This window comes from Clostridium sp. LS3 (assembly GCF_055330225.1).
Map to the genome: position 1 here is coordinate 3,487,872 of NZ_CM143921.1, position 15,726 is coordinate 3,503,597.

The 15,726-nt window shown below is 27.7% G+C and carries 15 protein-coding genes; 3 read left to right on the forward strand and 12 right to left on the reverse strand.

What is annotated here, in order from left to right:
- Window positions 1-5: 5 nt before the first annotated feature.
- The 6 genes from mreC to ACZJV1_RS16435 form a co-directional block, all read right to left on the reverse strand.
- Window positions 6-857, reverse strand: coding sequence for a rod shape-determining protein MreC (mreC, locus tag ACZJV1_RS16410; protein ID WP_411168937.1), 852 nt, complete (start codon window positions 855-857; stop codon window positions 6-8).
- Complete coding sequence (locus ACZJV1_RS16415; protein ID WP_411168938.1) at window positions 857-1,876, reverse strand: rod shape-determining protein; 1,020 nt, start codon at window positions 1,874-1,876, stop codon at window positions 857-859. Before ACZJV1_RS16415 ends, mreC begins: the two co-directional genes overlap by 1 nt.
- A 17-nt stretch (window positions 1,877-1,893) precedes the next feature.
- The gene (gene radC, locus ACZJV1_RS16420; protein WP_460286574.1) at window positions 1,894-2,583 is read right to left on the reverse strand and encodes a RadC family protein; all 690 of its coding nucleotides are present in this window, start codon (window positions 2,581-2,583) and stop codon (window positions 1,894-1,896) included.
- A 56-nt stretch (window positions 2,584-2,639) separates the two neighbouring features.
- Window positions 2,640-3,206 carry a Maf-like protein gene (locus ACZJV1_RS16425; protein ID WP_460286573.1) on the reverse strand — a complete coding sequence of 189 codons (567 nt, stop codon included), beginning with the start codon at window positions 3,204-3,206 and terminating at the stop codon, window positions 2,640-2,642.
- Between the two features lie 243 nt (window positions 3,207-3,449).
- Window positions 3,450-4,157: an SPOR domain-containing protein gene (locus ACZJV1_RS16430; RefSeq protein ID WP_411168941.1), complete on the reverse strand. Its 708-nt coding sequence runs from the start codon at window positions 4,155-4,157 to the stop codon at window positions 3,450-3,452.
- A gap of 210 nt (window positions 4,158-4,367) precedes the next feature.
- Entirely contained in the window at window positions 4,368-5,822 is a 1,455-nt protein-coding gene (locus tag ACZJV1_RS16435; RefSeq protein WP_463650827.1) for an aminoacyl-histidine dipeptidase, read from the reverse strand.
- A 157-nt stretch (window positions 5,823-5,979) separates the two neighbouring features.
- Between ACZJV1_RS16435 and pyk the strand changes: the two genes are divergently transcribed.
- On the forward strand, window positions 5,980-7,398 hold the full coding sequence (pyk, locus tag ACZJV1_RS16440) for a pyruvate kinase (RefSeq protein ID WP_460286571.1): 1,419 nt from the start codon (window positions 5,980-5,982) through the stop codon (window positions 7,396-7,398).
- Between the two features lie 98 nt (window positions 7,399-7,496).
- Here pyk and rpsA read toward each other — a convergent pair whose 3' ends face one another.
- Window positions 7,497-8,645, reverse strand: coding sequence for a 30S ribosomal protein S1 (rpsA, locus tag ACZJV1_RS16445; protein WP_460286570.1), 1,149 nt, complete (start codon window positions 8,643-8,645; stop codon window positions 7,497-7,499).
- A 476-nt stretch (window positions 8,646-9,121) separates the two neighbouring features.
- Complete coding sequence (locus ACZJV1_RS16450; RefSeq protein WP_460286569.1) at window positions 9,122-9,874, reverse strand: hypothetical protein; 753 nt, start codon at window positions 9,872-9,874, stop codon at window positions 9,122-9,124.
- A 230-nt stretch (window positions 9,875-10,104) separates the two neighbouring features.
- Between ACZJV1_RS16450 and ACZJV1_RS16455 the strand changes: the two genes are divergently transcribed.
- Both ACZJV1_RS16455 and ACZJV1_RS16460 read left to right on the forward strand, forming a co-directional pair.
- Entirely contained in the window at window positions 10,105-10,758 is a 654-nt protein-coding gene (locus ACZJV1_RS16455) for a PspA/IM30 family protein (protein ID WP_411168946.1), read from the forward strand.
- An 8-nt stretch (window positions 10,759-10,766) separates the two neighbouring features.
- Window positions 10,767-11,414, forward strand: coding sequence for a DUF1292 domain-containing protein (locus ACZJV1_RS16460; protein WP_460286567.1), 648 nt, complete (start codon window positions 10,767-10,769; stop codon window positions 11,412-11,414).
- A gap of 53 nt (window positions 11,415-11,467) precedes the next feature.
- Here the strand turns inward: ACZJV1_RS16460 and yaaA are convergent, their stop codons facing one another.
- The 4 genes from yaaA to ACZJV1_RS16480 form a co-directional block, all read right to left on the reverse strand.
- The gene (gene yaaA / locus ACZJV1_RS16465; protein ID WP_463650828.1) at window positions 11,468-12,232 is read right to left on the reverse strand and encodes a peroxide stress protein YaaA; all 765 of its coding nucleotides are present in this window, start codon (window positions 12,230-12,232) and stop codon (window positions 11,468-11,470) included.
- 25 nt (window positions 12,233-12,257) lie between these two features.
- Entirely contained in the window at window positions 12,258-12,674 is a 417-nt protein-coding gene (locus tag ACZJV1_RS16470; RefSeq protein WP_411168949.1) for a CBS domain-containing protein, read from the reverse strand.
- 108 nt (window positions 12,675-12,782) lie between these two features.
- Window positions 12,783-13,682: a 3'-5' exonuclease gene (locus ACZJV1_RS16475; RefSeq protein ID WP_463650829.1), complete on the reverse strand. Its 900-nt coding sequence runs from the start codon at window positions 13,680-13,682 to the stop codon at window positions 12,783-12,785.
- A gap of 134 nt (window positions 13,683-13,816) precedes the next feature.
- Window positions 13,817-15,619, reverse strand: a complete 1,803-nt coding sequence (locus ACZJV1_RS16480) for a MutS-related protein (RefSeq protein WP_463650830.1) — start codon at window positions 15,617-15,619, stop codon at window positions 13,817-13,819.
- Between the last annotated feature and the right edge of the window lie 107 nt (window positions 15,620-15,726).

The window sequence follows — 15,726 nt, forward strand, 5'->3', positions numbered from 1 at the left end:
ACCCTCTAATTATCATATTTTACTTCTCTTGATTCCTTTGGAATAACAACAAAAAGTTCCTCTAATTTGTTGAAGTCAACATATGGCTTAACTATAGCTGTTTTCATCACCTTAACTTCATCTGTCTCAACAGAAGTTACTTCACCTATTCTAACTTCCTTTGGATAAATTTGTCCTAAGCCAGAAGTAACTATGACATCCCCTTCTTTTATTGCTGAATCCATAGGTAAATTAGTAACTTTAGTTAAATTTTCACTACTATGTGTTATATATCCTTTTAGTATTCCAGTGGTTTCTCTGGTGCTATTTACCATTACAGAAACTGCTATATTTTCATTTAATAAGCTTTCAACTCTCGCCCAATTTGATCCAACAGTAGTAACCTGTCCCACAAGCCCCTTATTAGATATAACAACCATATCCTTCTTTAACCCTACATTTTCACCTTTATCAATTATATATCCACTCGAGAAGCTTTCTCCACTATATCCAATTATTTCACAGCCTAAATATTCATAATTATTCTTTGAATTTTTAAAATTTAAAACTTCTCTTAATCTATCATTTTCTTCTTTTAGCTTATCGTATTCTAATAACTTGTTTTCTAATTCTATATTTTCTTTAGTTAATTCTTCATTTTCTTCTTTCACCTTTGAAAAATTTAAAAAGAAATCTACTGTTCCCTTTATTTTGCTGTTTACTGTATAAACTACTTTTTGAAGAGGATTTACAGCGCTCCCTACACCACTTGAAACAAACTGTTTTTGTTCATTATTTATTGTATAAATAATTATGCCTAAAAAGGCAACTGACAGCACTATTATAGTAACTGCCAGTTTATTTTTTAGAAGCTTCATTATTGACCTCTTTGACTCTTACTTAATTCATCAAAGTTATCTAATGCCTTACCTGCTCCTAAAACAACACAATCAAGTGGAGATTCTGCTATATGAACAGGCATGTTTGTTTCGTGGTTAATTAACATATCTAACCCTCTTAGTAGAGCTCCTCCACCAGCTAACATTATTCCCTTTTCCATTATGTCTGCTGCTAATTCAGGTGGTGTCTTTTCTAAAGTTGTCTTTATTGATTCAATGATGGCATATACTGGTTCTTTTAATGCCTCTCTAATTTGAGTATCTGTAACTGTCACCGTTTTTGGCAATCCAGTAATCATATCTCTTCCTTTGATATCCATGCTGATTTCTTCATCATCAATTTTATATGCTGAACCAAGTTCCATCTTAACTTGCTCTGCTGTTCTTTCACCTATCATTAAGTTAAATTCTTTCTTTATATATGCCATTATTCCTTGATCTAATTCATCTCCAGCTACTCTTAATGACTTACTAGTAACTATTCCCCCTAGTGAGATTATAGCAACTTCTGTTGTACCGCCACCAATATCAACTATCATGCTTCCTGTTGGCTCGCCAACTGGAAGTCCTGCTCCAATTGCAGCTGCCATAGGTTCTTCCATTAAAACTACATCTCTTGCACCAGCAAATTTAGCCGCCTCTTCTATTGCTCTTCTTTCAACTTCTGTTACTCCTGATGGATAACAAACTATAATTCTTGGGCTAGTAAATGCACTTTTACTACTTACCTTTTCAATTAATTTTTTTAACATTGTTTGTGCTATATCAAAGTCTGCTATAACACCATCTTTTAATGGTCTAATAGCTACTATATTCCCTGGAGTTCTTCCTATCATCAATTTAGCTTCAGCCCCTACAGCTAAAGGTCTTCTTGTTGCACTATTTATAGCCACTACTGAAGGCTCACTTAAAACTACACCTTTTCCTTTAACGAACACAAGTGTATTTGCTGTTCCTAAATCTATTCCCATGTCCTTATTACTACTGAAAAATCCCATATGAATTCCCCTTTCGTTTATATTATTCCTTTTTCTTTTAAACTTATAAATTTTTCTTTTCCAATTATTATGTGATCCAATAAATCAATCCCCATTATTCTACCACACTCTTTTAATCTTACTGTAATATTTATATCTTCTTTGCTTGGCGTAGGATCTCCTGAAGGGTGATTATGGCAAACTATTATGCTTGAACTACTTTTTTTAAGAGCTTCTTTAAATACTTCTCTTGGATGAACTATTGATGCATTTAAACTTCCCTTAAATACATCCTTAATACCTATAATATTATTTTTTGTATCTAACATTATTAGTTTTAACACTTCTTGTTTTAAATTCATCATCTCATTTATTAAAAGCCTTCCTATATCATTTGGAGATGATATTCTTTGGTTTGTTCTGGTTAGCTTTAAAGTATTAAATCTCTTAAAAAGTTCTACCACAGCTAAAATTTGACTTGCTTTTATGTTTTTTATTCCCTTTATACTAGTTATTTCACTAATTCCTACTTCCAACAATCCATTTAGTCCATCAAACTCAGAAAGTATCCTTGTGCTTAGTGAAATTACATTTTCTCCTCTTGTTCCTGTTCTTAAAATCACAGCAAGAAGTTCTGCATTACTTAATACTTCAGGTCCATTAACCAATAATTTTTCTATAGGTCTTTCTTCTTTTGGTATATCTATAACTTTTATACTATTATTCATATAATTACACCTCAAAATAATAATAGTTTTATTAATAAATATACCCTTAATTATTACTATTTAACCTTATTAAGCATTTTATTTAAAAGATTTAACGGTAATCCTACTACGTTGTAATAACAACCATTTATACTTTCTATAAATACTCCACCATACCCTTGTATTCCATAAGCTCCTGCTTTATCAAATGGCTCTCCAGTTTTTATGTAAGCTTTTATCTCTTCATCACTTAAATTTGAGAATTTTACTTCTGTATAAAGAGATTCTTGTTCTATTTTTTTATTATACATGTTTATAACTACTATTCCTGAATAAACTCTATGAGTTTTTCCACTAAGTAACTTTAACATGTTATACGCATCATTTTCATTACTAGGTTTGCCTAAGATTTTATTTTCTAAAACAACAATCGTATCCCCTGCAATTATTATAGAATCTTCTCTTAGACTCTCTTTAACACTAAGGGATTTTCCTTTAGCTAAATTAATTACATAATCATCTATATTATCTTTAAATAAAACCTTACTTTCATCGAAGTCACTTACTATTATGTCAAACTCATCTACTATTCTGTGTAATAGTTCTTGTCGTCTTTCTGATCCTGACGCTAAAACATATTTCAAACCTATCACATCCTATTTTTATACATATTTTATAGTATTGACAAAATGGTATGGTTTAAACACGCAAATCTTAAAATACTTAAATTAGCAATGCATAGATATAATGGCAAAGCCACTTATACCAATCTTATATCTTATATAGTTTATCATTATATAAGATTTCAAACAAGTGGCTTTGCCTTTCTTTATTTAATTTTTATTTATTTGTAATAGTTTTGTAATTTTTATCCAAAGCTTATTTTTTTACTTTTTAATCTTGCTTAATACTGAATAAATATACTCTAACTCAGTTACAGTATTTTCTTTGCTTATTTCTTCTGGTAAGGCTTCTATGTGATTCTTATATTCCTTTAAAACATCTATTCCATCCCCACTTTTTATCTCATCTAACTCTTTTGTCCATTTCTTAAAATCAGTTGTATTTATACCTTTCACTTCATCTTCACTTACAGTGTTTATTATTTGTAAATATCCTTCTGTTATAGCACCTATTTGTCCTTGAACTTTATCATTTTTATCTAATGCTAAGCTTATCTTAGCATTTTCTATCCCCTTTCCCTTTAGCTTTTCTACTATTTTATCACTTTCTTCTTCTTTAAATATTCCAGCTAAAACTCTAAACTTTCCTGTTTCATCTTTTACTATAAAAGAATTTAAATCGCTATTTATTTTAGCCAATACCTGTTTTGCATTATCTTCTTTTGAAAAATAACCGCATTGTATAAGTGAAAATTTCTGTTCTTTTACTTGTGTGTTAACTTCTGTATTATTACTTACATTTATCCCAGGTTCTTCAGCTATTCCACTATTATTTATATTAGGAATAATTTTTAATAATATCCAAGCTGCAATTATCCCTATAACTACTGCTGTTAAAGTAGTCATAATCAAGGAAGTTAAAAATTTTGCTCCTTCATTTTTCTTTTTGTATTGATATTTCGTGTACTTCATTTTATCCTCCCTCTCACTTTTATATTAATATATATTCTTTTGCATTTAATAATATTCATTATGTAAATTTATTTTTCAAATTATTTAATATATTTTTTTATAATACAAAAATTTCTTGAAAGTACAAATATTAAAGCTATAAAAAATAGTTAGGCTAAATTTCTAGCCTAACTATTTTTTATTTAAATATATTTTTATTTATTCATAAAATTACTTTAATTCTTTTAAAACTTCTAATAAGTATTCCCAAACATTTTTTACTGATTTTATACTCATATGTTCTTGTGGTGTGTGTACATCATAAAGGTCTGGTCCAAAACTAATCATATCTAGTTTGCCCAGTTTTTCATTAAATAGTCCACACTCAACACCTGCATGTATTGCAACTATTTTAGCATCTTTTCCATACATTCTCTTATACACATCTTGGCAAATTTCTCTTACTTTAGAATCGCTATCATATTGCCATTCTGGATATCCAGCAGTTGTTTTAAATTTTGCTCCTATGATATCTGCTACAGTCTTGCTTCTTAAAACTATTTCGTCCTTTAATGATGCAACAGAACTTCTTATAGCGCTATCGAACTCAATTTTATCCTTATTAGTTGTAACTACACCTAAATTAGTTGAACTTTCAACTAATCCATCTATTTCTAAACTATTTGTATTTATTCCATTTGGTATTAAATATAATAAATTAATAGCTTTATCAGTTGATTCCTTTGTAAATACCTTTTCTATAACTTCATTACTTTCTGAAATAGAAATATTAACTCCAGGATCTTGTGTTTTTAATTCATTTAATAAAATATCATTCCACTTAATTACTATATCTTTAGCTTTTTCTATGTCATCTGCTTTTATTGCTACTAATGCATCTGCTTCTCTTGGTATAGCATTATTTTTTGATCCACCATTTAATGAAACTAATCTAAAATCTATATTTGATGATAAAGATTTTAAAATTCTTCCCATTATTTTATTAGAGTTTCCTCTTTCTTTGTTTATCTCCATTCCAGAGTGGCCACCCTTTAATCCTCTTACTGCTATATTTAAAAAACTATTATAAGTATTTGCTTCTTCTAATTCTACATCTAGAATGTGCTTACTTCTAATACCGCCAGCACAACTTACTAAAAGATGTCCTTCTTCTTCATTATCTAGATTTAATAATATTTTACCCTTTATATGCTCTTTTGAAACTGCCATTGCTCCTGACATTCCTGTTTCCTCATCCGTTGTTATTAAAACTTCAAGTGGTGGATGTGGTATATCAGCTGAATCCAATATAGCTAAGGCATATGCTACTGCAATTCCGTTGTCTGATCCTAAAGTTGTGTCTGTTGCATAAACCATATCATCAATAATTCTTAATTTTAATGGGTCTTTTGCAAAATCATGATTTGTTCCTTTATTCTTTTCGCAAACCATGTCCATATGACCTTGAAGTATTACAGTATTGGAGTTTTCATACCCATTTGTTCCAGACTTCTTTATAATAACATTTAGTGCCTCATCTTGAATAACTTCTAAATTTAATTTTTTAGCAACATTAACTAGATAATCACTTATGACTTTTTCATTACCTGATCCTCTAGGTATTTGTGATATTTCTTCAAAGTATCTAAAAACATTTTTAGGCTCTAAATTTTGTAAAATATTCATGTTTTTTTCTCCCTTCCTAGTAAATTATGTTAGAATTATTATATAGCTTTAAGTATATCATAGTATATATGATACTTAAATTCTATTTTTTTATTATAATTATTCAAAATATTCTTAATTTTATCATCATAATAATTTTAAGTGTGAGGTGATTTTTATGCAAAAAACAAAAATGATTTTTACAATTGGCCCTGCAAGTGATAATGAAGAAACTCTAAGAAATTTTATTAAAATTGGAATGAGTGCTGCTAGATTAAATTTTTCACATGGAACTCATGAAACACATAAAGAGAAAATAGATCTTATAAAAAGAGTCAGGGAAGACATGAACTCTCCTACTGCAATTATATTGGATATTAAAGGTCCTAAAATTAGAACTCATAATTTTATAAATGATGGAGTTGAATTGCACGAAGGACAAGATTTTTCATTTATTTGTGGAGATGAAATTCTTGGAGATAATAAAAAGTGTACTATATCTTATTTAGACCTTTGCAAAGATGTAAAAGTTGGTGGTGAAATTTTAGTTGATGATGGCTTATTAAGATTTAGAATTGAAAATGTTAAAGGCAACGAAATTCAATGTAAGGTAACTGTAGGAGGAACTATTAAAAACCATAAGGGAGTTAATGTTCCTAATGTTAAGATTAATCTACCTTCAATTACAGAAAAGGACAAAGAAGATTTAGTCTTTGGCTGTGAAAATAAAATTGATTTTGTTGCAGCATCCTTTATAAGAAAAGCTTCTGATATAGAAGATGTAAGAAATGTACTAAAAAACCACAATGGAAATTATATACAAATAATTGCTAAAATAGAAAACCAAGAAGGTGTAGATAATATTGACTCCATTATAGAAGCTTCAGATGGAATTATGGTAGCTAGAGGTGATATGGGAGTTGAAATTCCAATTGAAAAAGTTCCTATAATTCAAAAGAACATAATTAGAAAATGTAATGAAGCTGGTAAAATAGTTATAACAGCTACTCAAATGTTAGACTCTATGATCAGAAACTCTCTTCCTACTAGAGCAGAGGCTTGCGATATATGTAATGCAATATTCGATGGAACTGATGCAATAATGCTAAGTGGAGAAAGCGCAAGTGGAAATTACCCTATAGAAGCTGCAGAAACTATGTCTAGAATTGCAATAGAAACAGAGGTAAATTTAGACTATAATTATTTAAATAAGAGGTTAAAAGAACCATCATTAACTTCATTTTCTGAAGCAATTAGTCATTCTGCTTGTAGAAGTTCAAACCTTTTACATGCAAAAGCAGTTGTTGCTGCTACTAATAGTGGCGCAACAGCAAAACTTATATCTAAATACAGACCAAAATGTCCTATTATAGCCATAACTCCTTATGAAGAAGTTAGAAGAGGATTAAACCTTAATTTTGGTATTTTTCCTACTAAATGCGAAATATTTACTACTACTGATGAAATATTAAGTGAAGCAAAAAAGGTATCAACTAATTTATCATTTGCTAAAAAAGGTGATGATATAATAATTGCTGGTGGAATGCCAAGTGCTACTACTGGTGGAACTAATATGTTGAAAATTGAAAAAGTATAATATTAAATTAGTAACTATATTACTTAATTCTATAATTAATCATTTCTTAATTACAAAAAATTAAAAAACTCCCATTTGGGAGTTTTTTAATTAATTCTTTATTTTTCAAATAATCCTTTAAATAAGTCCCCTAAGGATACGCCTTCATCTGAATCATTATATTGTAAGTATTCCTTTGATTTTTCTTCCGCATCTTTTATAGTTAATGATATTTTTTTATTAGCCTTATCAACATCTAAAACTTTAACTTTTATATTTTGTCCTAGTTTTAATACATCTGATGGTTTAGCTATGTTTTCTTCTGATATTTCATTTATATGAGCTAACCCTTCCACTCCAGGAAATAACTCTACAAATGCTCCAAAGTTAAGGAATTTAACAACTTTGCCTTCTAAAATTTCTCCTATTTTTAAGTTTGCTCCATTTGTCTCCCATGGATCTTTATCTATGTCTTTTAATATTAAAGATACTCTTTGATTTTTACTATCTACTTCTCCAATAAATACTTCAACTTTATCGCCTACATTAACTATATCTTCCGCTCTGTGTACTCTGCCCCAAGATAAGTCATTTAAATGAATTAAGCCAGTTATTCCTCCAATATCAACTATTGCTCCAGCTCTAATTATTTTTTTAACTACTCCAGTTCTCTTTTCTCCTGATTTAACTGATTTCCATAACTCTTTTTTCTTATTTTCATATATAGCATCTTCTAAAACTCTCTTTGATGCAACTATTCTTCTTGATTTAAAATCTAACTCTATAATTCTAACTTCTATTTCTTTTCCTACTAATGTACTTAGCTCTATTCTTTCTCTTGAAGCTAATGAAGCTGGTATAAATATTCTTATATTTCCGTAGTAAGAAACTAATCCACCCTTAACTTCTTCCTTAACATATACAGTTATGTTTTCTTCATTATTAAAAGCTTTTTCAATCTCTTCTTTTTCAGCTATTTCTAAAGCTCTTATTCTTGAAAGCTTAACATATCCCTCTCCATCATTAGGTGATAAAACATATACTTTTATTTTATCTCCTTTACTTACGACTTCCATTGGATTTTTATCAGTATTAGTTAAATCCCCCTTAGAAATAATTCCATCGAATGCATAGTTGATATTTACCATAACTTCTTTATCATTAACATCGATTACTTCACCAGATAAAATATCTCCTGTACTTATTCTTTTAACATCGAAATCTTTTAATAAATCCCCCATTGTTTCTTCAAAATTTTGATTTGTCATGTATTTCACTCCTTAAAATTGTTGTATCATAAATTAATTTTAGAATAATATGATATTGATTACAAGTATTTAAGATTATTAATATTTTGATAATTAAATATAGCATTACTATTATTGAATTTAAATATGCTATAATTAAGTATATTATTAAATTAAGTAGTTTAGAAAATACTATTTAAGGGTTATGTATTAACTCTTAATAAGTTTAATATTATCCTTAAATGTAAGTATAATTACGATTTCAAAAGCAAATGTAAGTTTTAAGAGATATTTCTTATTTTTTTACCCAAATTTGCCTTTAAATCAGTTTTGAGGAATTACATTTTTTACTATAATATATAAATACAATCTTTATTCTTGGAGGTGACATATATAAAAAAGAATAATACAAAACTAATATTTACCTTAATTTTAACTTTTGTTTTTCTAACTTCTAGTTTTCTAATTGATACAATATCTATTTTTGATAATGTTACTCATGGAGAGATAACTGTATCTGCTAAACCTACAAGTTCTGGAGGGTCCAAATCTAGCTCTAGCTCTAAATCTAGTTCCAGTACTTCTAAGTCTAGTGGTGGAAAATCAAATGTTTCAAACTCTTTTAAAAGTGGATCTTTTAGTAATGGGTCTAGTAGTTCTAAAACAAGTAATTCTAGTAGTTCTACTAGTTCTAAAACAAGTGATAACAAAGCTAATACTAAAAGTTCAGATTCAAAATCTACTTCATCAAGTGGATATAAGAGTGGTTCATTTAGCAATGTAGATAAAGGAAAATCTGGATCTTCTAAAAACTTCTCATCCGGTTCATTTAGCACTAATGATAATGAGAAAAAAGAAGTATCAGCTAAACCTACAAGTTCTGGAGGATCCAAGTCTAGCTCTAGCTCTAAATCTAGTTCTAGCTCTAAATCTAGCTCCAGCACTTCTAAGTCTAGTGGTGGAAAATCAAATGTTTCAAACTCTTTTAAAAGTGGATCTTTTAGTAATGGATCTAGTAGTTCTAAAACAAGTAATTCTAGTAGCTCTACTAGTTCTAAAACAAGTGATAACAAAACTGATACTAAAAGTTCAGATTCAAAGTCTACTTCATCAAGTGGATATAAGAGTGGTTCATTTAGCGATGTAGATAAAGGAAAATCTGGATCTTCTAAAAACTTCTCATCTGGTTCATTCAGCACTACTGATAATGAGAAGAAAGATAGTTCAGATAGTTCTTCAAATGAAAACAAAAGCACCCAAGATAAAGATTATAAGAACACAACAAGTAGTTATGGTGGTGGATCATCTTTTGGTGAAATGGCCTATGGTTTATCTGCTATGAGACATTTTGGCTTTGGCAGAGGGGGAACTGGTTTCTCTTTTAGATCAATATTTACCGTAGCACTAATCTTTATAATTATAGTTGTTGTAGTAAAGGTTTATTTAAAAAATAGAAAATATTAATTTTAGGAGGATCATTATGGGTATTTTTACAAGAATGTCAAATATGTTTAAATCAAAAGTTAATTCTACTTTAGACGAAATGGAAAATCCAATAGAATTACTAGATCAAAAAGTTAGGGATATGGAAAAACAACTTAACTCAGCTAAATTAAACTCTGCTCAAATAATCGGTAATGCACATGAAATAAAAAAGAAAATGGAAGCTTCACAATTAGAAGTAAAAGATTTTGATGATAAAGTTAAGTTAGCTCTTTCTAAAAATAATGAAGACTTAGCTAAAAGAGCTTTAGCAAAGAAAATTGAAGCTGAAAAGAAATATGAAAGCTTAAAATCTAGTTATGAAACTGCAAGAAGCCAAGCTGATGCAATTAAGAAAAATCTTGCTGAATTAGAATCAGAAATTGAAAAAACAAGAAATTATAGAGATGAAGCTGCTGCTAGATATAGTAATGCACAAGCTACGCAAAAGGTTAATGAAGTTCTTGCTAATGTTCAAACAAAATCAAACTCCATCGAAATTGATAGCATAGAAAGAAAAATTCAAAAACATGAAGCCTTAGCTAACGGATTAGGTGAGCTTAAAGATGTTGATACATTTGATAGTGAATTTGAAGCTTTAGATACTGTTGATTTAGATTTAGAACTTGAAAAATATAAAAACTTAAATTAGGTGATTAAATGTCAAATACTATTGATTTTATAAATAAGGAAAAGGATAGCATTGGAAAAGTTTATACTGATATAACATATGCAATAAGTGAAGTCAGTCCTTTTCTTGATGAAAGTATCTTAAGAAAAAGAAAGTATTATTCTAAGCTCCCTATTTTAAAGAAGTATATGGAAATGTTAAATGATGAAGAGTATTCTGCTAGAAATAAAAAATTTAGCTTCTTTAAAAAAGATGACACCATATTAAATTTAACAGACTATAAACAAAATAACCTTGAGGCATTTAATCAGTTTAGCAATTGTTCCAAATGCTCATGTTTAAATTGCATAAAAGAATGTAAATTTAAAAGTTGCAGTGGTTGTAGATTTAACTCATATATAAAAAATTGTGATAAATCTAAATTAAATGTTAGGTCCCATAAAGATTTCATTTTAGATTTAACTAATAATAATACAGGTAAAGCAAGTAGATATAAAGTTTTAGCCACATTAGAAAACTGTGAAGATGATAGATTATATATAGTCTTAGAAAACATTCAAGATTCTAATGATAAATTCATCTTATATTACTACCCTGGAATTTCATCAGATGAATTTGGTGAAATAACCGATGAAAATGAGTTTAATCTTATTGTCGAAACTTATGAACAAGCTTAAAAAATATACCCCACCTAAAAAGGCGGGGTATATTTTTTAATTTATTAAGTTAATTATCTTGTAAATACAAGTTCTTTCTCTGTAGATAACTCTTCATTATATTGATATCCATCTAAGTCAAATTTTTTAATCTCTTGAATATCTTCTATTTCATTTTGAATTATATATCTAGTCATCATGCCTCTAGCTTTCTTTGCATTTAAAGATATTATCTTGTACTTATCTCCTCTAAACTCTTTAAATATAGGAGTAACTACATTTACTTCTTGACTTTTAGTTAAACCTTCAATAGCTTTAAAATACTCTTGTGATGCTAAATTTATTAAAGTTTTATTTTTATGAGTATTTAGCTCCTGTAAAATGCTTTCTTCTAAAGTATCGTCCCAAAACTCATATAAATCCTTAAAATTATTTACAGATAGCTTTGTTCCCATTTCTAATCTGTATTCACTAATACCATCAAAAGGTCTTAATACTCCGTATAATCCAGATAGAATTCTTAAATGATCATCTGCATAAAAAAGTTCTGAATGTGATAAACTTCCTACATCCATCCCTCTATATACATCTCCCCTAAAAGCCAATAATGCTTGTTTGGAAGTTTCTAAATTAGTTGTCCATTTTTCAAATCTCTCTTTATTTAATACTGCTAGTTTACTGCTTATTTTCATAAGCTTTTCTAAAGAATAGCTATCAAAATTAGTAAGTTCCTTCATTATCTTCTTGGATTTTTCTAAAAATCTTGGTTCATTCATTGGTAAGTTATTATCTTTTTCTTCAAAATCTAAAGTTTTTGCAGGAGAAATAACTATTATCATAACCAATCCTCCTTTATATTTAAAATTATACTATTTTCTTTTTTATCATTTCACCATAGCAATAATTAATTATATCACTTCTTTTTATTATACCAATAAATATTCCTTCATCATCTACTACTGGTACAAAATTTTGGTTTGTAGAAAGTGAAATTAAACTTTCTACATCTGAATTTATTGAAACACTCTTATGTTTTCTTTTTCTTGGAATATCTATAATTTTTACATTTTCTGTATTTTTAAAATTTAAATCAGGTGTACTTTTAAGTTTCCAAAGCAAATCACCTTCAGTAAGCGTTCCTACGTATTTTCCCTCTTTATCTATTAAAGGAATAGCTGTATATCCATGATGTTCCATTCTCTCTATAACTTGTCTCATAGTTGCATCTAAATATTCATATATAACTTCATTTTTAGGTGTTAAAAAAAATGCTATATTCATATTTTATCATTCTCCCATACATCAAATTTAAAACTCGATCACATATACATTTTATCATAATTATAATGTAATTGTTTTAAAATTTTAATTATTTAATAGTTTATTAATTTATGATCTACTTTCCATCCTATAGCTATAATTCATATATTCTACCTCATTAATAATTGTAGAAATTTCCTTGTAAACTTCTTCACCTGTAAAAGTCTTTTTTATTATCACTTCATTAATAACCTTATTATTGCATTTTGGGCATTTTCCTATTGAAACAAATCTCCATTTTATAGGTCTTAAATTGTATTCAATTTGTAAATCAATATTGCACTTTGGACATTTTTCTTTAATCTTATTTACATCTAGCTCATATTCTTCTAAGTTCTTAACATCTACTGCTGGCATATTATAAATATCTTTTATAATATAGTTTTTTAATACTCTTGAGTTATATATTCTTTTAAAAACAAGGGAAGTATATATAGCATCATTTAACGCATCATGCAATTTATCATTATCAACTTTTATTTTCAACTCTTCAAGAGCATTTTTCAAGCTTAAAGACTTCTTTTTAGCTAATATCTTAGTTGAATATTCTTGTATATCCAGATAATTTTTTAACCAGTTTAAATTATCATATTTATGATATATTGCATTATTTATTATTTCTATAATATCATCCTTCGCCCATGAGCAAATAATATCTCCCTCATCTATAAGAGTAGCTAACTGTTCTATACCATCCTGAAATGTTACTCCATTTTCTAAATCACTTTCTTTTATATTTGTAATTTCAGATATTTTGGGATTTAATACAGTAATTAAAGATGGTTTAATATATGTTTTGAATTCTTCCATTGGTTTCATATAGTTGTCTAGTTTTATCGCACCTATTTCTATTATCTCGTTATCTAGTTCTAGACTCTTTAAATTTGGATATTCCTTAAATATATTTGGATAATACTTATGTATTCCTTCTAAATTATTAAATTCTAAATCAATTATTATAAACGCCATTGATATACCCCTCAATCAATTATACTCATAGGTATATTATGCCATTTTTCTTGATGCTTTTCACTATAAAATGGGATTTTTACTTGAATAAATTTAAAAAGAAAGAGTAGCAAGACTTTGCTACTTTCACTTTTCTAGTTATCATTAAAATCAATACCAGCTAGCTTCATTAAATGAACTGCATTTTGAGTCCTGCTTCTTCCTTCTCTTAGTTTGTAATCAAATTTTATATTATTTTCCTTATAATACTCTTGAAAATTATAGTTTTTTAACCAAACCTTTGTTTTCTCTAAATCACATAATTCTAAATCATGGGTTGATACAATCCCTACAGATTTATTATTTACTAATTGATTTATAAGAACCTTTGCTCCTTCATGCCTATCTTTTGAGTTAGTTCCTTTAAATATTTCATCTAATAAGAAAAATACCTTTTCCCCTTTTTTTGCTGCTTCTATAAGTATTTTTATTCTTAGTATTTCAGCATAAAATGATGATATACTTTCTTCTAAATTATCCTTTGTTCTCATACATGTGTATATACTAAAAATTCCACAACTAAAGCTTTCGCTATAAGTTGGAGCACCTATATAACTTAATAGTAAATTTAATCCTATAGTTCTTAAGAATGTACTTTTTCCTGACATATTTGAACCTGTAATTAATGCTACCTTTGCCTGTGAATCTAATTTAAAACTATTTACAACAGCTTTTTTTCCTAGCATAGGATGACCTATATCTATTCCTTCTATTATATTACTATTACTTATTGTAGGATAACTCCATTCCTTAAAGTCAAATGTAATATTAGCTATACTTGACAATGCTTCAATTTCTCCCATTATATTAAGCCAATTTTCTAAATTTTTTCCATTTTCTCTTTTCCATTGTTCTAAATTTCTTAATATAAAGATATCAGATAATACTGTTACATTTAATAATAGATAGTATGCATTAGATGAGCTGTCACCTAACCAATCAACTAATCTTTTAAGATCTTTCATTTTCTCAACACAACTTTGACTTTCAATACTATTTAACTTTGATTTTAATTCATTTAAAAGTTTAGAATCAAAATTTTCTTGATTTATTAATATTAATAAATTTGTGTATGCTTCTATGTCTTTTTTATGTTTATCAAATAACTTTATTACTGGTACTAAATCCTTTGTAAGTATTTTTACAACAAGATAGTTAATCATGAATATTAATATCAGATAACTTATTGGTAATATTCTTAAAATTACTAATAATGAAGAGATCATAGTAAGTCCTATAAATAAATATGGAACTATTTCAAATGCTTTATTTATATTTCCACTTGTCTTTGCCCACTTTAAAAGATCATCTATATCTTTTGATCCACTTTTTTTAAGAGTTGACTTAACTTCTAACCTTTGTCTCCACTCAACTTTATCTCCTAGTTCTTTAATTGCCTCTTGTTTTTTTAATATATCATCTTTACTAGGAGTCCTTTTCAAGCCTAGCATCTCATATAATTTTATTCTACCAAATTTGGTTTTAGTTGAATTTATCATTTGAAAAAGAGAGTTTCTGCCAAATACATCTAAATCATTTATAAAGGCATGTTTATCATCTATAAACTCTTCTCCATTGTCTTCTTTATCTTTAAAACTTCCATTTATTCTAGAAACTCCAGTCTCATTTACTTTTACATATACTTCACATTCTTTTTTCTTATTTATTTTTCTATTATGATAATAGGCCACTAAAATAAATATTGTCACGAATATACATATGGATAAAATTAAATAAATAATATTTTCTTTTCTATAAAAATAATAAGAAGTTATAGCTACCATTATAACTATAATTAATCTTAAAATAGAAAATTTAGATATATCACCATTTAACTCTTTTATATCTTTATTATATTTTTCTATTTGTTCTTCATAAAACTCTAAAGCTTTGCTCATATTTACACCACCCTTATTCCATTATTTTACCACATGAAAATATATTTAATCTAATGAAAATATATTTAATCTAATTGAAAAGTGTGGATAGTAATTTTCTTTACTCT

Bases quoted from the DNA above. Each gene is read 5' to 3' on its own strand.
- mreC (WP_411168937.1), bottom strand. From the start codon at position 857: ATGAAGCTTCTAAAAAATAAACTGGCAGTTACTATAATAGTGCTGTCA.
- ACZJV1_RS16415 (WP_411168938.1), bottom strand. From the start codon at position 1,876: ATGGGATTTTTCAGTAGTAATAAGGACATGGGAATAGATTTAGGAACA.
- radC (WP_460286574.1), bottom strand. From the start codon at position 2,583: ATGAATAATAGTATAAAAGTTATAGATATACCAAAAGAAGAAAGACCT.
- ACZJV1_RS16430 (WP_411168941.1), bottom strand. From the start codon at position 4,157: ATGAAGTACACGAAATATCAATACAAAAAGAAAAATGAAGGAGCAAAA.
- ACZJV1_RS16435 (WP_463650827.1), bottom strand. From the start codon at position 5,822: ATGAATATTTTACAAAATTTAGAGCCTAAAAATGTTTTTAGATACTTT.
- pyk (WP_460286571.1), top strand. From the start codon at position 5,980: ATGCAAAAAACAAAAATGATTTTTACAATTGGCCCTGCAAGTGATAAT.
- rpsA (WP_460286570.1), bottom strand. From the start codon at position 8,645: ATGACAAATCAAAATTTTGAAGAAACAATGGGGGATTTATTAAAAGAT.
- ACZJV1_RS16455 (WP_411168946.1), top strand. From the start codon at position 10,105: ATGGGTATTTTTACAAGAATGTCAAATATGTTTAAATCAAAAGTTAAT.
- ACZJV1_RS16460 (WP_460286567.1), top strand. From the start codon at position 10,767: ATGTCAAATACTATTGATTTTATAAATAAGGAAAAGGATAGCATTGGA.
- yaaA (WP_463650828.1), bottom strand. From the start codon at position 12,232: ATGATAATAGTTATTTCTCCTGCAAAAACTTTAGATTTTGAAGAAAAA.
- ACZJV1_RS16470 (WP_411168949.1), bottom strand. From the start codon at position 12,674: ATGAATATAGCATTTTTTTTAACACCTAAAAATGAAGTTATATATGAA.
- ACZJV1_RS16475 (WP_463650829.1), bottom strand. From the start codon at position 13,682: ATGGCGTTTATAATAATTGATTTAGAATTTAATAATTTAGAAGGAATA.
- ACZJV1_RS16480 (WP_463650830.1), bottom strand. From the start codon at position 15,619: ATGAGCAAAGCTTTAGAGTTTTATGAAGAACAAATAGAAAAATATAAT.